Here is a 22,149-nt window from a genome sequence, read left to right as displayed (position 1 = left end):
GCAGGTGGGCCACGGAAACCGGTTCCGTGTSGAGGGGCCGGCGCAGCCGGGTCGGCGCTGCCCTTTACGACAGACAAATCTCCTTGCCGAGAAATGAGACTAGCAAGGGGATCTTCGTCCCGGCAATCGGCGCATTGTGCACCGTGGTGCCGAACGCGCGCAGTGAGGGTTGTGATCGGGCGGAGGTGTATGGGGTGGCCCGGACGCGCCCGCCCGGGCCGGCCGGTGGGCGAGGGCCGTCGCGGTCGCCGTCGCCCCGGCCGGCTCCTGGCCGCCGCGGGCCCGTCCGCCCCGACCGGACCGGCTCCGCGTCGATCGGCCGCGACGGGGGCGGCGGTGATCCTGCGTTCGTTCTCCGTTGATACAGGACCGCGAAGCCCGCCGCCAGGTGGGTGAATCCGCTATTGCGTCACGCGGCGGTTGTGAATCCGGTGTCTCAGGGATGGGAATGTCTGCGGCGGAAGGTGGGTAAATACCAGCCGGCGGCGTCCGTTGTCGGCCGGCGGTGCCGTTGCCGCCGTCACCCCTGGTCGTGGGTGGACGCCGGTGGGCGATGGGCGGCCCGGTCGGACCGTCGCCCGCGGGAAAGCCCCACCGGCCGGTCGGCCCACCTCCCGGCGTCGTTCGGTCACCGCGCCACACCGCACCGCGTCGGCGCCCTTTCCCGAACCTACGCGAGAGGGCTGGACCGAAAGTGCCGGTTGCGGGTCGGCCCAAACGGGTGTGAACACTTCGGTGCCATGCCCATTGTGCCTTTGCCGCCGCCTGCCGTTACCGCGATACGGTTCGGTGTCAAAGCTGGTCGACGGCGGTGACCCGCACGACGGCTGTTCCCGCCTCGTCCGAGGCGGCGAGGTCCACCTCGGCACTGATTCCCCAGTCGTGGTCACCCGCCGGGTCGTCGAAGATCTGCCGCAGCGTCCACCGGTCCGCGGCGGTCGTGACGATGAGCAGACCCGGTCCGCGGGCGTCCGGCCCCGTCCCGATCTCGGTGTACAGCTCGAAGTAGGGCTCCAGCGCCTCCCGCCAGGCCTGCGCGTCGAAGCCGGCCTCGGCGTCGAGTTCACCGAGCAGGTCGTAGCGGCGCAGTGCGGCCAGCTCCACCCGCCGGAACAGCGCGTTGCGCACCAGCACCCGGAACGCGCGGGTGTTCGCGGTGACGGCGGTGGTCCGCTCCACCAGCATGCCCGCGGCCCCCGGGCCACCGCCGGTGCCGGCTCCGTCGCCGGCTTCGGGGTCGCGCAGCGCCTCCCACTCGTCGAGCAGGCTGGAGTCGACCTGGCGGACGAGTTCCCCGAGCCATTCGGTGAGGTCGACGAGCTCCTCGGTGCGCGCCTCCTCCGGCACCGTCTGGCGCAGCGCCTTGAACGCGTCGGCCAGGTAACGCAGCAGCAGGCCCTCCGACCGGGCCAGCCCGTAGAAGTCGACGTACTCGGCGAAGGTCATCGCCCGCTCGAACATGTCACGGGCCACCGACTTCGGCGCCAGCTCGTAGTCGTCGACCCAGGGGTGGCCGCGCCGGTAGGTGGCCAGGGCGGCGTGCAGCAGCTCGTCCAGCGGCCTGGGCCAGGTGACCTCCTCCAGCAGCTCCATGCGCCGGTCGTACTCGACACCGTCGGCCTTCATCGCGGCGACCGCCTCGCCGCGGGCGCGGAACTGCTGCGCGGACAGCACCTGTCGCGGGTTGTCCAGTGTCGACTCGAGCAGGCTGAGGACGTCCAGCGCGTAGGCGGGGGAGTCGCGGTCGAGCAGGTCGATGGCGGCCAGCGCGAACGGGGACAGCGGCTGGTTGAGCGCGAAGTCGAGCTGCAGGTCGACGGTGAGCCGCACCGAGCGGCCGGTCTCGTCCGGAGTGTCGAGCTTCTCGACCACCCCGGCGGCCAGCAGCGCCCGGTAGATCGCGATCGCGCGGTGGATGTGCCGGCGCTGCGCCGGGCGCGGCTCGTGGTTGTCGGTGAGCAGGTGGCGCATCGCGGTGAACGCGTCCCCGGGGCGGTTGACCACGTTGAGCAGCATCGAGTGGCTCACGGCGAACTGGGACACCAGCGGTTCCGGCTCGGCGCCGACCAGTCGTTCGAACGTGGGCACGCCCCAGGAGACGAACCCTTCCGGCGGCTTGCGGCGCACCACCTTGCGCCGCTTCTTCGGATCGTCGCCGGCCTTCGCCAGCGCCTTCTCGTTCTCGACCACATGCTCGGGCGCCTGCACAACCACGTTGCCGACCGTGTCGAACCCCGCCCGGCCGGCCCGCCCGGCGATCTGGTGGAACTCCCGCGCCGTCAGGATCCGGGTGCGGGTCCCGTCGTACTTGGACAGCGCGGTGAACACGACCGTGCGGATCGGCACGTTGATGCCGACCCCGAGGGTGTCGGTGCCGCAGATCACCTTGAGCAGCCCCGCCTGCGCGAGCAGCTCCACCAGCCGGCGGTACTTGGGAAGCATCCCCGCGTGGTGCACCCCGATCCCGTGCCGGACCAGGCGCGACAACGTTCTGCCGAACCCGGAGGCGAACCGGAAGCCGCCGATCATCTGCGCGATCGCGTCCTTCTCCGCCCGGGTGGAGACGTTGATGCTCATCAGCGCCTGCGCCCGCTCGAGCGCCGAGGCCTGGGTGAAGTGCACGACGTAGATCGGGGCCTGCCGCGTCTCGAGCAGCTCCTCGATCGTCTCGTGCAGCGGGGTGGTCACATAGCGGTGGAACAGCGGCACCGGCCGCTGCGCCGAGCGCACGACGGCCGTCGGCCGGCCGGTGCGCCGGGTCAGGTCCTCCTCGAAGCGGGTGACATCACCCAGCGTCGCCGACATGAGCAGGAACTGGGTGTGCGGCAGCTCGATGAGCGGCACCTGCCAGGCCCAGCCCCGATCGGGGTCGGCGTAGTAGTGGAACTCATCCATGACGACCTGGCCGACGTCCGCCGCGGCCCCGTCACGCAACGCGATGTTCGCGAGGATCTCGGCCGTGCAGCAGATGATCGGCGCCCCCTCGTTGACGGAGGCGTCACCGGTCATCATCCCGACGCTGGCGGCGCCGAACACCGCGCACAGCGTGAAGAACTTCTCCGACACCAGCGCCTTGATCGGCGCGGTGTAGAAAGTGCGCCGGCCCCAGCCGAGCGCTGCGAAGTGGGCACCGGTGGCCACCAGGCTCTTCCCGCTGCCGGTCGGCGTCGCCAGGATGACGTTCGAGCCGCTGACCACCTCGATGAGCGCCTCGGTCTGCGCCGGGTACAGCTCCAGGCCCTGATCCACCACCCAGGCGCCGAACGCGTCGAACAGGGCGTCGGCGTCCGCCTCCGGGTCCGGCCCGCCGGCGGGCAGGCGCGCTGTCAGCGTCGCCGGTGTGACCGGCGGCACCGGCGGCTGGGGCTGCGCCACCTGTGGCTCGGCCGGCGGCCCGGCCTGGGGCTGGGGCTCGCTGCGGGGACTGCTCGGTGGCGGGGTCCGGGGCGGGGTCTGGGGCTGGTACGTCATGGTGTCCTCGATCGTGCCGCACGCCGCCGCTCTGCGGGGCGCGGGGCGCCCACGGCGGGTCCGGGGGTGTCGTGACGGAGTCGTCACAGCTCCCGCGGTGCGGCACGGCGACCGCGGGTGAGCAGGGAATGTGTGTGCTGGTGTGTTGTCCGTTGGTTCTGGCATGAGGTGCCCGCCCCACCTACCGGGGTCTGCGGCCGGCCGGTGATGTCCGGTGTGCGGTTAGCGTCGGCGAGGTGGATGAGCTCCCTCTGCTCGTCGGGTCGGGTGACATCGCCCGTGCGCTGGGCGTGACCCGACAGGCTGTCGATCACCGTCTGCGCAGTGATCCGGCGGCGCCCGCAGCCGCGGGGGTCGTGAACCGGACGTCCGCCTGGAACGGGACCCGTATCTGGTGGCGCGAGGACATCGACCGGTGGCTGAACCTCGAGCCTGACCGGTGGCACCGCCTGCTGGCCTCGACCGCCCGAAGCGGGTGATCGGCGGTGAGCTGATCGTCTGATCGCCGGCCCGTTCCGGCACAAGATAGTCAACGCTGTTGACGGCCGCCCATGGTGAAATCTGATCTTGAAATGTCCCCTCCGTCCCAGGGCGGGCGCACTCTCACCCGCCCTGGGACGGACCGATCGGCATCCACTCGGACATCACCAGTCGAGGGCGCAGCCGCCCGAGTGCGACCGGCAGCTCGCCGACATGAACGACGCCAAGCCGGTTCGTCGGGCGGGTAAGCGCCACGTACAGGTCCCCGGCGCCCCGCGGGGACTCGGCCAGGATCCGTTCGGGCTCCACCACGATCACGGCGTCGAACTCCAGGCCCTTCGACTCCCGCACCGTGAGGACGACCACCGGCTGCTCCGGGTCGGGTCCCGCCGCCCCGCCGCCCGCCGCTCCGTCGCGGGGCACGGCGCCGGGCACGACATCGGTGAGCGCCCGCGCGAGACCGGCCAGCTGGTCGCGGCGTGCCGTCGGCACGATCACCGCGAGCCGCCCGCCGCCGCAGGCGTTGTGCTCCTCGGCGACCAGGTCGGCGAGGCGGGCCGTCAGCTCCTGCTCGGTGACGGCGAGACGCCACGGTGCGTGGCCCGACCGGCGGACCGACCGCGGTGCGCGCAACCCTCGTCCCTGCAGCGCCAGGACGTCTCCGGCGACCTCCATGATCTCGGCGCCGGTACGGTAGTTCACGGTCAGTCGCTCGAGGACGAACCGCTGCCCGACATACGGGTCGAGGACCTGGTCCCACGAGGATGTCCCGGCCGCGTCACCGGTCTGCGCGACGTCGCCGACCAGCGTCATCGACCTGCTCGGACAACGGCGCATCACCATCCGCCAGGCCATCGGCGACAGCTCCTGCGCCTCGTCGACGATCACATGGCCGAACGCCCAGCCGCGGTCCGCGGCCGCCCGCTCCGCGGTGGTGCGGGCGTCGATCTCGGCGTGCCGCTCCCCGAAACGGTCGGCGTCGATGAGATCGCTGGCCATCAGCACCTCCCCGTCGGGATCCTCGGTGTCGCCGCGGGCGAGGATGTCGAGGACCCCACCGGCGTACTCGATGCGTTCCCGGCGTTCCAGATGCGCCGACACCGCGGCGTCGATCGCCAGCCGGGGGTCGTCGCCGAGCAGCTCGGCGGCCTCGTCGAGCAGCGGGGCGTCGGTGGCGGTCCAGTCCTGGCCCGGCGGGCGCAGCAGCACCGCCCGTTCGTCGCCGGTCAGCTCGGGGGCGGCGCGGCCCAGCGCGTCGGCGTCGGCGAACAGGCCGGTCAGCAGTGCCTGCGGGCTGAGTAGCGGCCACAGACCGTCGATCGCCTCGGCCAGCCGCGGGTCGGAGCTGAGGTCCCGGCGCAGGTCTGCGAGGTCGGCGGCATCCAGCACCGGGCGTTCGGAGGCGGCTGCGGCCGCGGCGAGGGCGGTGTCCGACCAGTCGGCGCCCACGGCCGTACTGTCGTTCTGGTGCTCGCGGGCGGCGTCCGTGTCCGGCCAGAGCATGAAGTCATCGACGAAGTCCGGGATGTCGACCTCGTCGATGGACGCCTCGTAGCGGTCGGCGATCTGGCGGGTCAGCCCGGCGATGACCTCGCGGACGAACACCGGCCGGGCCAGGTTGTGCGGGCGGCCGGTGAGCCGCGCGGCGGCCCGCGCCGGCACGACGATCGTCTCGTCGAGACGCGCCACCCCGTCGGCCACGGTGATCTCCAGCGGCTGCTCCGGCAGCCGCTGGAGATCACGCACCGCGGCACCGAGGACGTCCACCATGATCGAACGTCCCTTGACCTCGGCGGCCAGGGTGCTCTCCGCGGAACGCCCGCGAACCCCGGGGAACAGGTCGCCGATCGTCGACAGCAGCACGCCGGTCTCCCCGAGAGAGGGCAGCACCTGCTCGATGTAGCGCAGGAAGGCCGGGTTCGGCCCGATGATCAGTACGCCGCGGCGGGCGAGGTGCTCGCGGCGCGAGTACAGCAGGTAGGCAGCGCGGTGCAGCGCCACGGTGGTCTTGCCCGTGCCCGGCCCTCCGTCGACGACGAGGACGCCGTCCCGGTCGGAGCGGATGATCCGGTCCTGCTCGGACTGGATGGTCGCGACGATGTCGCGCATCCGGCCGGTGCGCTGGGCACCGAGGGTGGCCAGCAGGGTGGCCTCGCCGACCAGGGCGTCGCGGGGGACCTCTCCGGCCAGCGCGCCGCGGGCACCGCTGCCCCGGTCGCTTCCGTCGGCACCGAGGCCGTCCAGGGTCAGCAGGCCGAGCACGCCGTCGCCGAGCGCCCCGGTGTCGAGGGTCTCGTCGTCGAGATGGGTCACCCGCCGACCGACGGTCCGGATGTGGCGGCGGCGTGCCACGCCGAGAGGAGTGGCCCCGGTCGCCAGGTAGAACGGGCGGGAGGCCGGGGCCCGCCAGTCGATGAGCAGGGAATCGTAGCCGGTGTCCGGGTCGAGCACACCCATCCGGCCGATGTAGCGGCGTTCCCCGTCGGCCATGTCGATCCGGCCGAACAGCAGCCGGTCGCGGACCGCGTCGAACCGTGCCACCTGGTCGGCGTGCCGGGCGGCGAGGGCGTCCCGGTCGGCGCGCGCGCCGGGTTCGGGGTCGTCGCGCAGCAGCACCTGGGCGAGCTCCGTGGACGCGGTGGCACGCAGCTGGTCCAGCCGGTCGTGCAGCATTGTCAGGTACTGCTGCTCCCGCTCCCGCTCGGCGTCGCCGCCGTCCCCCGGCCGTGGGGCTCGGGGCTCGGGAGTGTCCGCTGACCCGGTGGGCACCGATTGCTTTGACAAACCCAGCCCTCTCATCTACCATCCAGCGCGGCGCTCGCTGTGTGGCCCGTCTTCGTCAGCGGTGGCGACGCGCCCACTGGCGTCGTAACTTATCCAGCGTTGTGTACCGGCGGGTTGTGTGCTGGCGGCAGGGTGCCGTGTGGCCGCCGGCGCCGACCCGACCGCAGCGTGGTCTGTGGCGTGATGTGGTCTGTGTCTGGCCGCAGGTGCCCGAGCGCTTGGGTGTGGTGCCCGCCCCTGCGAGTGGCCGACATCCTAGCTCGCCGACGCTCGCCCCTCTCCACGCCATGAACAGCGTCACGGCACTCACCGCGGCGGCGCCGCGCCGGCCCGCCCACCGTGTTCGTTCCGTCCGTGACCGCCCCGCCTACCGGACGAGGTGGCGCAACGCGGCCCTGGCCAGCGGCGCGTAGGCGCGGATCACCGGCCCGGGCGCGGTGACCCGCAGCCAGGTGAGTGTCCCGCCGTCCAGGCAGGCGTCCACCCCGTGGTCGAGCTCCAGCCGCACCGCGCCGACGCCGACCCGCCAGCTCCAGGTCCGCTCGACCTCATCCACCGCGGTGACGACGAACCGGGCCGCCGGCGGTACCAGCGCGCGGACCCGGCCGCGCAGCCCCGGCACGATACGCACCGCGGCCTGCGGCACCGCCACGCCCTGCTCCAGGGTTTCCCACGCGGCGGGCAGCGGGGGAGCGGCCGGGCCGATGCCCCGCGGGACCCCGGCCCGCTCCGGCAGACGCCAGGCCTCGGCGGGGATGCCGTCCAGGACGACGGCGTGGATCTGCGGGGCCCAACTGGGCCACACCGCCGGCACGGCGTACCGCTCCCAGCACACCTGCGGTGGCRCCGGCCCGGACGCATCCAGGAACACCACACTCACACTGACCCACGGTAGGCCGGGCCGGCCGATTCTTCACCCGCCAGCGGCAGGGGCCGCGGTCAGCAGCCGACGGCGATCGCGGTGACGATCAGGCCACGGCCCACCACCCAGCGCCCGGTGAACCCGGTCAGCTCGCCCGTGGGCAGGTCCGGGCCGGGAACCAGCAGCCGAGCCCGGAACTGCCCACGCGCGGTCACACCGCCCCCGGTCGGCGACCCGGTCACCGACGCCGCCACGGGGGTGTCGTCGACCGGGTCGTCGACCGTGAGGACCAGTTCGGCGTCGTCGAAGCCGAGCCAGCGCCGGGCCAGCGGGAACCAGGCCTTGTAGACGGACTCCTTGGCGCTGAACAGCAGCCGGTCCCAGCAGACCTGGGAATGCGCCCGCCCCAGCTCGGCGAGCAGGTCCCGCTCCTGGGGCAGCGAGATCTCACGGAGCACCCCGCCGGGGGTGGCCTCGTTCGGCTCGGCGTCGATGCCCACGCTGACCGTCGCCCCGGGCACCTGCCGGGCCACTGCCGCCGCCCGGTAGCCCCTGGTGTGGGTGATGCTGCCGACGACACCACCCGGCCAGCGCGGCTCCCGGTGCTCACCCGACAGGATCGGTACGGCCGGTTCTCCGAGCGCCTCGAGCGCCCGGTGCGCGCAGATCCGTCCGGTGGTGAACTCCCGGCGCCGCTTGTCGACGGCGCGGGTCAACGTGGCGGCCTCCTCGGGGAACAGCCGGGCGTCCACGGCGTCACCGAAGTCGTCGTCGTACTTCTCCACGGCGGCGAGCGCCGTCCGGCCAGCGCCGGAGGTGGGAGACGGCAGGACCGCCGCGAGCAGTTCCGCACCCCCGGGCAGGCCGCCCGCGCCGCCGCCCGCCCGCTGACCGGTCATCGCGATGTCCCTTCGCCTCGGCGAGATCATGCGTGCGCGTCCCATCTTCGACGGCACCCGTCCCGGCCCGGCACCGGGCCCGTGCGCATGTGGCTCTTCCGACACGCCGGTGCGGCACCGCGCCCCCGCTGGGAGAAGGTGGACGCATGCACGGTTCGGACCTCGTCGCGCGTGACCGGGCAGTTGTCTGGCATCCCTACGGCGCGGTGGGGGACACGGCACCACTGTTCGCCGTCGCGTCCGCCCGGGGAGTGCGCCTGACCCTCACCGACGGCCGTGAGCTGCTCGACGGGATGTCGTCGTGGTGGGCGGCGATCCACGGCTACCGTCATCCGGTGCTCGACGGCGCCGTCCGCGACCAGCTGGACCGGATGGCCCACGTCATGTTCGGCGGGCTCACCCACGAGCCGGCGGTGGCCCTCGCCGAACTGCTCGTGCGCATCACCCCCCCGGACCTGGAGCGGGTCTTCTTCTGCGACTCCGGGTCGGTCTCCGTCGAGGTCGCGATCAAGATGGCGCTGCAGTACCAGACGGGCCGGGGACGGCCCGACCGGACCAGACTGCTCACCATCCGCCGCGGCTACCACGGTGACACCTCCGGCGCCATGTCGGTGTGCGACCCCGACACCGGCATGCACCACCTGTTCACCGGCCTGCTCGCCCGTCACCTGTTCGCCGCCGCCCCCACCAGCGGCTACCGGGACCCGGTGACCGACCGTGACCTCGCCGACGTCGAACGGCTGCTCGCAGCCCACCACGGGGAGATCGCCGCGGTCATCTGCGAACCGGTGGTGCAGGGCGCCGGAGCGATGCGCTTCTACCCCCCCGGGTGGCTCACCCGGGTCCGGGAGCTGTGCGACCGCCACCAGGTCCTGCTCATCGCGGACGAGATCGCCACCGGCTTCGGCCGCACCGGTGAGCTGTTCGCCTGTGAGCACGCCGGGATCACGCCCGACATCATGTGCGTCGGCAAGGCGATGACCGGCGGCTACCTGACGATGGGCGCCACCCTGTGCACGGCCGAGGTCGCCGACGGGGTGTGCGCCTCACCTGCCGGCGCGTTCATGCACGGACCGACGTTCATGGCGAACCCGCTGGCGGCCGCGGTCTCCCGCGCCAGCATCGAGCTGCTGCTCGCCGGCCCCTGGCGGGAGCGGGTGGCAGCCGTGCACGACGCGCTGGCCACCGGGCTGGCCCCCGCGGCGGACCTGCCCGGTGTCGTGGACGTCCGCACGCTGGGCGCGATCGGCGTGATCGAGACCCGCGACCCGGTCGACATGACAGTCATCCAGCCACTGCTGGTCGACCTCGGGGTGTGGGTACGGCCGTTCGGACGTCTCGTCTACGCGATGCCGCCGTTCGTGATGGACCCCGCCGAGGTGAGCACCCTGACCGGGGCCATGGTCGAGGCGGTCGCGGCGACCACGAAGTAGCCCCGGCGGBGCGCCGAAGTAGCCCCGGCGACGTGCCGGTTGTGGTCTTCCTGTTCGCGGCCCGGCGGGACCTCCGGCCCGGCCGCGCACGTGCGCCACGGGTGATGCGGTCGGCGACGGCGCAGGTCACGGACGTGGGACGGGCCGTCGCCGGCGCCGGGCCGCGGGGTGGCGACACCCTGCTCCCACCGCACCCTGCATGTCCGACATCCGCGAACTAGTTGCGGATGCCCGAAGAGCCTTCATACCCTTCGTCCACGAGGCTTCACTGTGTGTAGCAGCTTTGGCGGCACACGAGAAGGGCCAGGTGCGGATGTCGTTACGACAGGTCTCAGGGCGGCCCGGGCATGGGCGTGTTCCCGCCGCCCTTCGGATGGCGGCCCGTGCCGCGGGTCGCCTGTTCTCGCGCCGCGGAGTCGAGTCCCGACCCGCACCGGGCTCCGGGGGCGGCTCCGGAGCCGGACCTGACGCTCTGCCGGGGCCGGCGCTGTGGCCAACGGATCCGGTCCCCCTGGGATCAGCCCCGCGCCGGCCGCTTCCCGCCCGGCATCCCGGCCCTGCCACCCCAGCCGAACCCGCGTTCGCGGTGGAAGCTGCCGTAGTCCCGCCGGGCAGCCATCCGGGCGACCCCGGGCTGGGCGCCTCGCTGTTCCTCCGTGACCAGCCCGCGTGGACGCCCGCCGAACGGGTCCGACCCTGCACCCGGGAGGACACGCACGCCGCCGTGCGCGGGGTCAGCACCATCCGCAGGCTGGCCCGGTGGCTGCGGCTGGCGTCTCGTCACCCCGCTGCCCCGCCGCCCGCGACACCGGCCCGTACCCTGCTGACCGACGCGGTGTTCCTGGTCACCGCCGGCCTGCTCGCCGCCGATGCCGTCGCCGGCGGAGCCGGCTCGCCCCGCGCCATCGAGATCGCGGCGTTCGCCGCCTTCACCAGCCTGGCGGCGCTCACCGGCCTGGTCGGTACCGGCCCCTGGGCCGGCAGCCCCCGCGGTGACGACCCCGACAGCGGCTCGCGTGGCGGTTACCCGGCGATGACCACCACCTGGACGCTGCCGATCGCCCTGCTGCTGCCCCCGCTGTACGCGCTGCTGGCCTGCCTGCCGCTCTGGCTCGCCGCCTTACCCGGGCGGGAGCGCGTGGCCCGATCGGCGCAGCCCGAGCACCCCGCCGGCGTGCCGGGGGGGTGCGGGGCACACAGCCAGATCCACGACTGCGTCGCTCTCGGCCTCGCCGGTGCGGCGGCCGCGGCCGTCCACCACCTGCTCGCCCCGGCTTCGGACCCCGGTTCGGCCGATGGGCTCGCCGCGTCCGCCCGTGACCTGCTGGCGCTGCTCGCCGCGGTGGCGGCGTATCCGGCGGTGGACCGGCTGCTGCGGCCCCGCCGCTGGCCGGACGGGCGGGAACACGCCGCCACGGTCACCGTGGAGATCTGCGCCGCGCTCGTGCTCACCGTGGTGTGGGCGGCGAGCCCGGTCCTGCTGGTGATCGCGGCGCCGCTCGTCCTGCTGCTGCGCCGCGGGCTCACCCACGCCGAACTGCTCACCGCCGCCCGCACCGACGCCAAGACGCAACTGGCCACCATGGCCTACTGGCGGCAGGTCGCCCTGCGGGAGACCGCCCGCACCCGCGGGCTCGGCCGGCCGCTGTCGGTCCTGCTGGTCGACATCGACCATTTCAAGCAGGTCAACGACCGCCACGGCCACCTCAACGGCGACGCGGTCCTGGTCGCCATCGCCAACGTGCTGCGGCACGCCACCCGCCCGCAGGACCTCGTCGGCCGGTTCGGGGGGGAGGAGTTCGTCGTCCTGCTCGCCGACGCCGACCTGGACGCGGCGGCCACCGTCGCCGAGCGCATCCGGCACACGGTCGCCGGTGCCCGCATCCACCTGTCCGGTGTGGAGGTGAGCGTCACCGTGTCCGTCGGGGTGGCGAGCATCGCCCCGGCACCGAGGGAGAACACCGCCCGGGCGGTGGCCACCACCGTCACCGCCGAGGCGCCGCGCGCCGCTGACGACGACCTCGCCGTCGTCACCGACCTGCTCGAACGAGCGGACGCCGCGCTCTACCGCGCGAAACGGGAAGGACGGGACCGCGTGTGCACGGCCAGGACAACCAGCCCGCCTGCGCCCGCCGAGCCGTCCGCTGCCGCACCACCCGGGTCAACCAGCCCGGGTGGTGCGCCGGCCTGCCCGCCGGCCTCGCCCACGGCGCCCGCGTGGCGGCCTCCTGCACCGGGATCGCATCCGGCGCCCTGACCGGGGTCGAGGTGCCCGCCGCGCCGGCGAGGGCGGCGTCCGTGCTCAGGCGCCGGCGGCGCGGACCGTGTTGCGCAGCAACAGCATCGTCGTGACCGGGCCGACGCCACCGGGGACCGGGGTCAACGCCCCGGCGACGGACGCCACCGCGTCCGCGTCGACGTCCCCGACCAGGCCGGCGTCCGTCCAGTTCGTGCCGACGTCGATGACCACCGCGCCGGGCCGTACATACCCGCTGCCCACCATCTTCGGCCGGCCGACCGCGGCGACCACGATGTCGGCCTCGTGCGCCACCGCCGCCAGGTCCTTCGTCCGGGAATGGCAGACCGTGACGGTCGCGTTCTCGGCGAGCAGGAGCAGCGCCGCGGGCTTGCCCACCACCGAGCTGCGGCCGATCACGCAGGCCCGGGCGCCGGCCAGCGGCACCTCCGCCCGGGTGAGGATCTCCAGCACGGCCGCCGCGGTCGCCGGTGCGAACGCGGGCAGACCGAGCGCGAGCTGCCCCAGGCTCAGCGGGTTCATCCCGTCGACGTCCTTGCCGACGGGGACGCGCGCCCCCACCTCGGCAGCGGTCAGTGCGCCGGGCAACGGGGTCTGCACGATCATCCCGTGCACCGAGGGATCGCCGGCCAGCCGGTCGACGGTGTCGATGAGCTGCGCCGGGTCACCGGACAGCTCATGGACGGCACACGCCACGCCGACCTTGGCGGCGCTGCGCTCGATCACCCGTACGTAGGACCGCGCCGCCTCGTCGACGGTCGGCAGCACCACCGCCAGCGTCGGGGTGACGCCGGTGGCGGCCAGCCGCTCGACGTCGTCGACGACCGCCCGACCGATGTCGGCGGCCATCGACCGCCCATCCAGCAACCTCATGACCCGATCCGATCTCCCACGGCGCGCACCACACTGTCCGCGCCGGCCAGTGACGACAGGTACTTGTCCAGCTCGGCGGCGGTCGCGTCGCGGGTGGCCGCGTCGGTCATCGACGCCAGGTTGATCCGGACGTTGATCGCCGCCGAGTCCAGCGCCGCGCGGGCGCTCGCGGCAGCCACCGCCACATCCGACAGGACGTTGACGTTGGCACCGTCGAGGATGCGCTGGCACAGGCCGACGACCTCGGCGGCCGCGGCGGCGGTGCGCAGCGGCACCTCGGCCGCGCCGATCAGCGCCTGCTGGATCGCGGCGGTGCGGGCAGCCTTGTCCTGCACGGTCTCCTTGGGAAGCCGGTAGGCGTCCGTCACGGCGGTGAAGGCCACCGCGTCCGCATCGGCCAGCCCGAGGGCGTCACGGCGCAGGCGGGTTGCCTCGTCGCGGGCACCGACCATCGTCGCCTCGTGCTCGGCGTAGCGGGGCTTGCCGATGGTGAGGTTGGCGACCATGCTCACCAGGGAGGCGCCGAGCGCGACCTGGACCGCCGCCGCCGCACCGCCACCGGGTGCGGGGGCCGCCGAGGCGAGCGCCTCGAGGAACCCGTCAAGCGTCTCGTCCGCCATCGTCTCCGACTCCCCCTCGTTCAAGGTCAATGTCCACGTGCACTGCCGTCCGGGTGCATTGCCCCACCGCAGCACACCGACGCTGGCCGGAGTGCACCGTAGCAAGTGGATCGCTGCCCGGGGTGCGAGAGGGCCACTCCGCGCCGGCCGAGGGCGGTTTTGTGACCTGCGCCGCTCGATGTCTCCGGCCCTCTGCTGCCGGCGCGCGGCGCGCGGGATGCAGGCACGCGACCGGGCCCGGCCTGCATCCCGCGCGGCCCGATCATGCGGGCGCCGCTCGCATGATCAGATCCAGGCCGGTGTCGAACTGGGTGAGGGTGTCGGAGCGCAGGAACGGCACGGCCGCAGCCAGGTCGGGCAGCTGGTGGGCCGGGGGATTGAAGGTCGAGGTGGGCGTGCCGGGCCGGCGGTCCCGGGCGACCGCGGCCGCCACGGCGCGAGCCTCGGACAGAACGTGGCCCAGGCAGTAGAACAGCAGTGTCTGATAGAGCGCGGTGGCCTCCTCGGGGCTCAGACCCATCCCGCGTAGCAGCCCGAGGGCGTGATTGGCGCGTGCCCAGTAGGCGCGGCCCCCCGGCGGCCGGCGCAGGATGACGGCGGCCATCGTCGGGTGGCGCAACAGCGAGTGACGCAACTGGTGCAGGCTCGCCCGCAGGTCCGCCCGGGCGTTGCCGGTCGCCGGCAGCGGCTCGTCGCCCTCGATCAGAATGTCGGCCAGCGCGTCGAGCAGTTCGTTCTTGGTGCGGAAGTGGCGGTAGAAGGCCGTCGGGTCGACATCGAGACGGCCGCCGAGCGCCCGCATGCTGAAGGCGTCCGCCCCGCCGATCCGCACGATCTCCATCGCCGCGTCGAGCAGGACCTCCCGGGACAGCGTGCCGCGGGGCGTGCGCTGTGGGGGAGCCGGTGCGCCCCTGCGGGGTGCCTGCTCATCGTCGTCCGCTGCTGTCACGAGGTCTGATCTTATCTATGCCCACGCCGTGGTCAACGACGTTGACGTCGCGGTGCACCCATAGTTGATCAAGGGGTGGGCATGGTGAATCCGCGACTGCCGGGGTGGTCGTGGGGGAGAGGGCGCCATGTCCGGGATGTGCGCCGCTCCCGGTCGCCGGCCGGCGACCTTCCGGCACGGCACGGCCGGCCGGCTTCGTAGGTGGGATCCGCGGCGCAGGCGGACTGGCGGCGGCGTTTGCCCAGCGGTTCGAAAACCAAGATAGTCAACGGTGTTGACGAGCCGGTCTTATGCAATTTGATCTTGATCGTCACCTTCAAAGCAAGATCAAATCGGAATAAGAGCTCTCCTCGAGAGAGGACCTTTCGATGATCCCGGCTGCTTCGAGAGGTCCCGCGCCGCCCGGCCGGTGGTGCCCGCAGCGGCAGCTGGTCGGCGCGGTTCAGTGGATCTCGGGAGGACGGCGCGGACGTGGCAGGCGCAGCGGCCTGGCCGGCCCTCGGACAGCTCGGCCTGGCCGGCCGGGAAGGTGCCACACCAGGTCGCCGGCGGTGCCGTGCTCCGCCGACGGTGCCGTGGCGAGAGGCTGCCCGCCGCGGTGCAGCGCGGCGGGCTCCCACGGCAGGCGCCCCCTCCCATCGGCCCAGATGGCCTGCAGGGCGGGAACGGCCGGGCCGTCCGGGTCGCGGTAGAGGTGGTTCGCGCCGAGGAGCAGCTGGTCACTGGCCAGCGGGGTGATGGACCGCAGCTCGATGGTCAGCAGGGGTGCGAGGATCAGCCGCTGGCCGGCGCTGAGGCGCTCGTGGTGACGCACCCGCTCCCCCAGCAGGTTGAGGATCCTGGCGGCTGACGTGCCAGGGAGGCCGCTGACGAGCAGTTCCGGGTGGTGATCGAAGGCGTGCAGCCCGATGGTGTAGGCGTACGGCGGATGCTCGGGGCCGTCGTCGAGCACGGACTGCACGGCCCACCCGTAACTGCGGATCGTGTCGGCGAGCCAGGCATCCTGCTCGGCGATGAACGCGGCGATGGCGGCGGGGTCGTCGTCCGGAACGTCGCAACCGGGGCAGCAGGCATGGTCGTCGGGTCGGTGGTGGTGGCCGGGGGTCATGGGTTCACCTCGTCTGTGGGGTGGGTGAACCGTATGCGGGTCCCGGTGGGTGATCGGGCGGCCTGACCGGATCCGTGACTGTGGATCTTGGTGGGATCACGGCGGTTGACGTGGGTGGTTGACATACCCGGTCTCCGGCCGCCCCTACCCGCCGCGCGGGGCGGGTAGGGGCGGGCTCAGGCGGTGTCGGTGCCGCTGCTGCCGTCGGCGGCGTCGAGGTTGAGCGCGAGGCTGTTCATGCAGTAGCGCTGCCCGGTGGGGGCGGGCCCGTCGTCGAAGACGTGGCCGAGGTGGGAGTCGCAGCGGGCGCAGCGCACCTCGGTACGGACCATGCCGTGCGCGCGGTCCTCGACGAGGGCGACGGCGTCGTGCGTGACGGGCTGGTAGAAGCTGGGCCAGCCCGACCCGGAGTCGTACTTCGTGTCGGAGGTGAACAGGGGCGCGTCGCAGGCGCCGCAGTGGTAGGTGCCGTCTGCCTTGTTGTAGGTGTAGGCGCCGCTGAAGGGGGCCTCGGTGGCCGCCTGGCGCAGGATCGCATAGCGGTCGGGGCCGAGCAGCTCGCGCCACTCGCTGTCGCTGCGGACGACCTTGCCGGTGGCCTGCTTGTCGCTCACGTCGTGTCCTTTCGGATACGGGTCGGTTCGGTGACGGCTCAGTGCATGTCAACGCGACGTCGCGCCGGTTTGTTCTGTGCGGACGTCATCGCGTCACGGGCGTGATCGTCGTGGGTGCGGCCGTCGTTGTGCTCGCGGTGGGCGGTGCGCAGTGTGGTGGCGGCGAGCGCGGCTCCGCCGGCGGCCGCGGCGGTCATGAGTGTTCCGCCGACAGGCGGGAGCTGGCGGTGGGCGACGGCGTGGGCGAACGCCGCGGTGTCGGCGGTGTCGGCGCACATGCCGGCGACGAGCCAGGCCCGGGTTGGCCGATGGGTCGCATGTGCGTGCAGCAGCCCGACGCCGAGGGCGAGGTCCCGGATTCCGGCGATACGTGCGAGCCAGGCAATTTTCTCAGCTGTCACACGGTCGACGCCTGCGAGGCGGATGATCGGGACGGGTCTGGTGATGGCGGTGAGTCCGACGGCGGAGCGTGCGATGCCGTTCAGCAGGATCTGGGCCCGACTGGTCACCCGGCGTGTATCCTTTGCGGTCGAGGGAACACGTAGTGTGATCACGATCTCGTTACCTGGCCTTCCGGGGTGGGAACGACTTCGCTTGTTCGTACGTTGGACTCGGTTGAGGTCAACACGCCACGACGCTCTGAGGAGTCATATGGGCGAGCGCATTCTGCGGGGCAGCCGTCTCGGTGCAGTGTCCTACGAGACTGACCGCAGCACGGAGCTTGCCCCGCGGCAGACAGCGTCGTACGACTGCCCGAACGGGCACCAGTTCACCATGCCGTTCGCGGCCGAGGCCGAGGTGCCGTCGGTGTGGGAGTGCCGGGTGTGCGGGGCGGCTTCGGTGATTGTGGACGGTGAGCGGCCCGAGCCGAAGAAGAGCAAGCCGCCGCGGACCCACTGGGACATGCTGATGGAGCGTCGGACGACGGACGATCTGGAAGAGGTCCTCGCTGAGCGGCTCGCGGTGCTGCGGGGTACCGGGGCGGACCGCCGGTCCGCCTAGGGAAATGCTGCCGATGGTGGCAGGCCCTGGCGGGCCTGCCGTGCCTGGTCGGGTGTGATCTCGATCAGGCGTCGTCGGTCAGGCTCGTCGACATGCGTCGAGGGGGCGACAACGTAACGTTGTCGCCCCCTCGACGCATGTCGGGGCCGAGGGGCGCCCGGTGGTTCAGGAGCGCCCGGCGGGGGCGTTCGTCGGCGGTTGACCGGTGTCGGCGGTGGGTGCCTGGTCGGCGGCGGCCGGGGTGGATGCGGGGTCGCCGGGCGGGGCCGGGGCGGGGATGGTCGACGCGGCGGGTGGGACGGTGTCCTGGGTCGTCTGCGGGGTGCGGTCGGGGCCGCGGCGGCGGGAGGTCAGGGCCCACCAGCCGACCCGCCAGAAGCCCTCGGCGACGATCGCGCGGCTCATCTTCGAGGCGCCGCGTTCGCGTTCGACGAAGTCGATGGGGACCTCGATGACGCGGAAGCCGGCCTGCCAGGCGCGCCAGGCGAGGTCGACCTGGAAGCAGTAGCCCTGGGAGGCGACCTGGTCGAGGTCGCGGGCGCGCAGCACGTCGGCGCGGTAGGCGCGGAAGCCGGCGGTGGCGTCGTGCAGGGGCACACCGAGGGCGGCGCGGACGTAGGCGTTGGCGCCGCGGGACAGGACGAGTCGGCTGCGGGGCCAGTTGTGGACGGTGCCGCCGGGGATCCAGCGGGATCCGATCGCGATGTCGGCCCCGGTGAGGCCGTCGAGCAGCCTGGGTAGCTGTTCGGGCTGGTGGGAACCGTCGGCGTCCATTTCGACGACGATGTCGTAGCCGTGTTGCAGGGCCCAGGTGAAACCGGCTATGTAGGCGGAGCCGAGGCCGGATTTGCCTGCGCGGTGCAGCACGTGGATGTGGCTGTCGCCGGCGGCGAGCTCGTCGGCGATCTGTCCGGTGCCGTCCGGGCTGGCGTCGTCGATGACGAGCAGGTCGACCGCGGGGTTCGCCGTGCGGAGCCGGCGCGTGGTGTCCGGCAGGTTGTCCCGTTCGTTGTAGGTCGGGACGCAGACGACGACGCGGGTGGCTTCCACGCCTCTCCTTTTCTGGTCGGGGCCGGCGGCGGGCTGGGGCGTCTCGACGGGGTGCTGGGTGTCGCCGGTGCTGGTCAGGGGGTTGGTGCTGTCTCTCGGGTTGACGGTCGGGTCGGTGCGGCGGCGGGAGCGTCGACCGTGAGCCAGTGCGGCGATCATGGAGAGTGCCCCGAGTGCGGTGAGCACCGCCTCCGGGRCGATACCGAGCCGGGTGGCGAGGGTGTGGCTGGTGCGCAGGGGCAGTGGTGCGGTCAGGATGCCTGCCTCGTACAGGCCGGTCTGGGTGAGGATGGTGCCGTCGGGGGCGATGAGGGCGCTTTCGCCGCTGGTGGAGACCTGGACGGTGGCGCGGCCGTGTTCGACGGCGCGCAGCCGGCTCATGGCGAGCTGTTGTTCGCTTTCGCCCTTGCGGCCGAAGGATGCGTTGTTGGTCTGGATGACGAGAAGTTCGGCGCCGCGGGTGACGTTGTCACGGACGAGGCCGTCGTAGGCGACTTCGAAGCAGATGACGTCGCCGATGGTGGTGCCGGCGACGGGCAGGGCGCCGTGGCCGGTGCCGGCGAGGAAGTCGTTGGGCATTTCCTCGGCGAAGCGGCTGATGAGTTTTTCGAGGAGGGCGCGGCCGGGGAGGTATTCGGCGAAGGGGACGGGGTGGCGTTTGACGTACATGGCGCCGGTGGGGCCGTCGGTGGTCCAGATGAGGCCGGCGTTGCGGACGTGGCGGTCGCCGGGGCCGTCGAGGACGGCGCCGATGAGCAGGGGGGCGCGGGCGGCGGTGGCGGCGCGGGTGAGGGCGGCGTGGGCGGTGGGGCTGGTGAGGGGGTCGATGTCGGAGGAGTTCTCGGGCCACAGGACCAGGTCGGGCTGGGGGGTGCGGCCGGCGCGGACGTCGGCGGCGAGGCGTTCGGTGCCGGTGACGTGGTTGGCGGTGACCTGGAAGGCTTCGCCGAGGGCGTCGTAGCCGCCTGCTTCGGGGACGTTGCCCTGGATGGCGGCGACCTGCAGGGTGCCGCGCTGGGGTCCGGTCGGCAGGGGGATGGCGAGCCCGGCGAGGGTGAGTGCGGTGGCGCCGGCGGCGGCCRCTGCGACGCGTGGGGCGGGTGTGCGGCGGACGGTGAGCGCGGTGGTGGCGAGCAGGGTGGCGGTGGTGGYCACGGCGAAGGTGACGAGGGGGGCACCACCGAGCGCGGCGAGGCCGGTGTAGGGGCTGTCGGGCTGGCTGAAGGCGAGCCGGCCCCAGGGGAAGCCGCCGAAGGGGGCGCGGCCGCGGAGGGCTTCCTGGGCGACCCAGGCGGCGCCGGCCCAGAGCCAGGGTGCCGGCAGGCGGTAGGCGAGGGTGGTGGCGGGGGCGATGAGCGCGAGGATGGCGGCTTCGGCGGCGGACAGGACGATCCAGCCGTCGACGCCGACGAAGGAGACGAAGCGCAGCAGCGGGAGCATGAAGGCGAGGGAGAACAGCAGGCCCAGGCCGTAGGAGGCGCGTAGGGGCCGGTTGTGGACGGTGAGGGTGAGCAGGGCGACGGCGAGGGGTGCCAGCGGCCACAGGCCGACGGGGGGGGAGGCGAGGTAGAGCAGGAGCCCGGAGGCGGTGGCGGCGGTGGGGCGGGCCAGGCGCCGGTGGAGTCCGGGCAGGCCGCGGGTGCGGCGGGGCGGGGTGGGGCTGCTGGATGTGGGCGCGCCGGCCGGGGCCGTGTGGTGTGGGGGTGGCGTGGCGGGCGCGTGGGTCACCTGTCCAGTGTCCGGCACGGCGGTGGCTGGGAGCACCCCGGGCTGTGTGCGGTTTGTCCGGGCGGGCGCTCGGGAGGGCGTTGTGTGGCCGGGTGAGCTGCGGATGGTGCCGCGGCGGGTCGGTCTGCGCCGCTGGCTGCACCGTCATCGGGGACCACGTTGGGACTACCGGGAGGTTTTCGGGGCGGGGTGGGGCGCTTTCGTGGGAGGGGTGGGTGTGGTCAAATCGCGCGATGCCTCGCCGGCCACTGGGCCGGTGCGGCGGGTGGTGGGGGTCCGGACCGTCCGTTAGACAACGGTGCCGCCGTGATGGTGTGTCCGCGGGTGGTGGCGGTCCGAAGGGCGGGTCCGGACCCCCGTATCCCGTCCGGCTCCGACCGGGCGGTGTCAGAGCCGGTCGTACAGGATCTGGCCGCGCAGCACGGTGCGCAGGCATACCGGCCGGGTGCGCGCGGCCGCGTCCACCGGGTCGGCGGCTGCTTCGGCTGCTTCGGCCCGGCGGACGGGGCGGGTGTCCCAGATCGCGAAGGTGGCGGGGGCGCCGGCGGTGAGCTGCCCGGAGCCGTCGACGGCGGCGCGGGCGGCCACCCAGCCGCCGCGGGTGGCGGCGGTGAACGCGTCCGCGGTGCTGATGCGGGCCGCGGGGTTGTGGTGGTGGGCGGCGGCGTGGACGGCGCCCCACGGGTCGAGGGGGGTGACGGGGCTGTCGGAGGACAGGGCCAGGGTGACGCCGGCGGCGGCGTAGGCGGCGAACGGGTTCATGGCCGCGGCGCGGGTCGTTCCGAGGCGGGTGGTGTACAGCCGGTCGGGGCCGCCGTAGCGGGCGTCGAAGGCGGGTTGGACGCTGGCGATGAGGCCGAGGCGGGCCATGGCGCTGATCTGGTCGGGGTGGGCGAGCTCGGCGTGTTCGACGCGGTGGCGGGCGGCGGCGATGGTGGCGGTGCCGAGGCGGGCGGCGGCGGCGTGYAGGCCGGTCAGGACGGTGTCGAGGGCGGCGTCGCCGATGGCGTGGAAGCCGGTCTGCAGACCGGCGGCGGTGGCGTCGAGGACGATGTCGCGGATGTCGTCGGCGTCGTGGTGGAGCTGCCCGTGGTGGGTGGGCTGGTCGTGGTAGGGGGCGCGCAGGGCGGCGGTGTGGGAGCCGAGGGAGCCGTCGACGAACAGGTCGCCGCCGTAGCCGACGGGGCCGAGGCCGGGTTCGGCGGCGAGGTCGAGGGCGGTGGCGAGGTCGCCGGCCCAGTAGCCGGTGACGGCGGGGCCGGGTTCGTCGCGGGCGAGGGTGAGCAGGTCGGCGAGGTCGTCGGCGGAGGACACCTGCGGTCCGCCCATCTCGTGCAGCGCGGCGATGCCGAGGGCGGCCGCGTGGGTGCGGACGCGCCGGGCGGCGTCGAGGCGGCTGGTGCGGGGCAGGTCGTGGTAGGCGGTGGTGCGGGCGCGGTGGTGGGCGTCGTCGCGGCATAGTCCGTCGCCGAGCCAGCCGGGGGCGTGGGGTGCGCGGGAGCGCTCGGCCAGCGTCAGGGAGATGACGGCGGTGTGGCCGTCGGCGCGGGCGAGGTAGACGTCGACGGGGCCGGCGGCGCGGGTCAGTTCGGTGGCGGTGGGTGGGCGCTGTTCGGGCCAGCGGGTCTCGTCCCATCCGGTGCCGAGCAGGGGCTGGCCGGGGCGGCGGCGGGCGGCGCGGTTGAGCTGGTCGAGGGCGTGGCCGAGGGTGGGGGTGTCGGTGAGGTCGACCCCGTCGAGGGCGAGTCCGGTGGCGGTGGTGTGGACGTGGGCGTCGACGAAGGCGGGGGTGACGGTGGCGCCGTGCAGGTCGATGGTGGTGGGGGTGGGGCCACCGGGCGGCGTGTCGGTGGCGGTGCCGATCCAGGTGATGGTGGCGCCGTCGACGAGCAGGGCGGTGGCGTGTGCGGTGGTGGGGCTGTGGACGTGTCCGTGCTGGTAGAGGACGCGTCGGGGTGCGCTGGGGTGGTGGTCCGGGCGGGTGGGGGGCACGGTGCCCACTGTGCCGGGTGGTGGGGG

The 22,149-nt window shown here is 73.4% G+C and carries 16 protein-coding genes; 4 read left to right on the top strand and 12 right to left on the bottom strand.

Annotated features, from left to right (window positions below; all coding sequences use genetic code 11):
• Positions 1-792: 792 nt before the first annotated feature.
• Positions 793-3,471, bottom strand: coding sequence for a DEAD/DEAH box helicase (locus CC117_RS07285; protein WP_241829905.1), 2,679 nt, complete (start codon positions 3,469-3,471; stop codon positions 793-795).
• Positions 3,472-3,707: 236 nt separating this feature from the next.
• Between CC117_RS07285 and CC117_RS07280 the strand changes: the two genes are divergently transcribed.
• Entirely contained in the window at positions 3,708-3,950 is a 243-nt protein-coding gene (locus CC117_RS07280; protein WP_018640105.1) for a hypothetical protein, read from the top strand.
• A gap of 124 nt (positions 3,951-4,074) precedes the next feature.
• Here CC117_RS07280 and CC117_RS07275 read toward each other — a convergent pair whose 3' ends face one another.
• The 3 genes from CC117_RS07275 to CC117_RS07265 all read right to left on the bottom strand — a co-directional run bounded on the left by CC117_RS07275 (position 4,075) and on the right by CC117_RS07265 (position 8,496).
• Positions 4,075-6,735: a HelD family protein gene (locus CC117_RS07275; RefSeq protein ID WP_407673482.1), complete on the bottom strand. Its 2,661-nt coding sequence runs from the start codon at positions 6,733-6,735 to the stop codon at positions 4,075-4,077.
• Positions 6,736-7,102: 367 nt separating this feature from the next.
• On the bottom strand, positions 7,103-7,615 hold the full coding sequence (locus tag CC117_RS07270) for an SRPBCC family protein (protein ID WP_241829904.1): 513 nt from the start codon (positions 7,613-7,615) through the stop codon (positions 7,103-7,105).
• A 59-nt stretch (positions 7,616-7,674) separates the two neighbouring features.
• Positions 7,675-8,496, bottom strand: coding sequence for a 4'-phosphopantetheinyl transferase family protein (locus CC117_RS07265; protein ID WP_071082973.1), 822 nt, complete (start codon positions 8,494-8,496; stop codon positions 7,675-7,677).
• A gap of 146 nt (positions 8,497-8,642) precedes the next feature.
• Between CC117_RS07265 and bioA the strand changes: the two genes are divergently transcribed.
• Both bioA and CC117_RS07250 read left to right on the top strand, forming a co-directional pair.
• Positions 8,643-9,929: an adenosylmethionine--8-amino-7-oxononanoate transaminase gene (bioA, locus tag CC117_RS07260; RefSeq protein WP_071082972.1), complete on the top strand. Its 1,287-nt coding sequence runs from the start codon at positions 8,643-8,645 to the stop codon at positions 9,927-9,929.
• 586 nt (positions 9,930-10,515) lie between these two features.
• Positions 10,516-12,186 (top strand): GGDEF domain-containing protein, encoded by a 1,671-nt coding sequence (locus CC117_RS07250; protein WP_241829903.1) that lies wholly within the window; start codon positions 10,516-10,518, stop codon positions 12,184-12,186.
• Between the two features lie 45 nt (positions 12,187-12,231).
• On the opposite strand, the gene CC117_RS07245 is transcribed toward CC117_RS07250, so the two are convergent.
• From CC117_RS07245 to CC117_RS07220, 6 genes are all read right to left on the bottom strand, one after another.
• Positions 12,232-13,059, bottom strand: a complete 828-nt coding sequence (locus CC117_RS07245) for a bifunctional 5,10-methylenetetrahydrofolate dehydrogenase/5,10-methenyltetrahydrofolate cyclohydrolase (protein ID WP_071082970.1) — start codon at positions 13,057-13,059, stop codon at positions 12,232-12,234.
• Positions 13,056-13,679 (bottom strand): cyclodeaminase/cyclohydrolase family protein, encoded by a 624-nt coding sequence (locus CC117_RS07240; RefSeq protein ID WP_071082969.1) that lies wholly within the window; start codon positions 13,677-13,679, stop codon positions 13,056-13,058. The genes CC117_RS07245 and CC117_RS07240 overlap by 4 nt, the downstream gene beginning before the upstream one ends.
• 262 nt (positions 13,680-13,941) lie before the next feature.
• On the bottom strand, positions 13,942-14,628 hold the full coding sequence (locus tag CC117_RS07235) for a TetR/AcrR family transcriptional regulator (protein WP_071082968.1): 687 nt from the start codon (positions 14,626-14,628) through the stop codon (positions 13,942-13,944).
• A 442-nt stretch (positions 14,629-15,070) separates the two neighbouring features.
• Positions 15,071-15,736 (bottom strand): DUF4262 domain-containing protein, encoded by a 666-nt coding sequence (locus tag CC117_RS07230; protein WP_071082967.1) that lies wholly within the window; start codon positions 15,734-15,736, stop codon positions 15,071-15,073.
• 176 nt (positions 15,737-15,912) lie between these two features.
• Positions 15,913-16,350 (bottom strand): peptide-methionine (R)-S-oxide reductase MsrB, encoded by a 438-nt coding sequence (msrB, locus tag CC117_RS07225; RefSeq protein ID WP_071082966.1) that lies wholly within the window; start codon positions 16,348-16,350, stop codon positions 15,913-15,915.
• Between the two features lie 38 nt (positions 16,351-16,388).
• Positions 16,389-16,859: a hypothetical protein gene (locus CC117_RS07220; protein ID WP_241829901.1), complete on the bottom strand. Its 471-nt coding sequence runs from the start codon at positions 16,857-16,859 to the stop codon at positions 16,389-16,391.
• 142 nt (positions 16,860-17,001) lie between these two features.
• On the opposite strand from CC117_RS07220, the gene CC117_RS07215 reads away from it, so the two are divergent.
• On the top strand, positions 17,002-17,352 hold the full coding sequence (locus tag CC117_RS07215) for an RNA polymerase-binding protein RbpA (protein WP_018505947.1): 351 nt from the start codon (positions 17,002-17,004) through the stop codon (positions 17,350-17,352).
• 165 nt (positions 17,353-17,517) lie between these two features.
• Here CC117_RS07215 and lnt read toward each other — a convergent pair whose 3' ends face one another.
• The gene (gene lnt, locus CC117_RS07210) at positions 17,518-20,130 is read right to left on the bottom strand and encodes an apolipoprotein N-acyltransferase (protein WP_241829900.1); all 2,613 of its coding nucleotides are present in this window, start codon (positions 20,128-20,130) and stop codon (positions 17,518-17,520) included.
• A gap of 387 nt (positions 20,131-20,517) precedes the next feature.
• A complete protein-coding gene (locus CC117_RS07205) occupies positions 20,518-22,122 on the bottom strand; it encodes an amidohydrolase (RefSeq protein ID WP_071083071.1) in 1,605 nt (534 codons plus the stop codon).
• Positions 22,123-22,149: the final 27 nt, after the last annotated feature.

The sequence above is a fragment of the Parafrankia colletiae genome (assembly GCF_001854655.1).
Taxonomy (GTDB): Bacteria; Actinomycetota; Actinomycetes; order Frankiales; family Frankiaceae; genus Parafrankia; species Parafrankia colletiae.
This window is presented reverse-complemented; position numbering and strand designations above follow the sequence as displayed.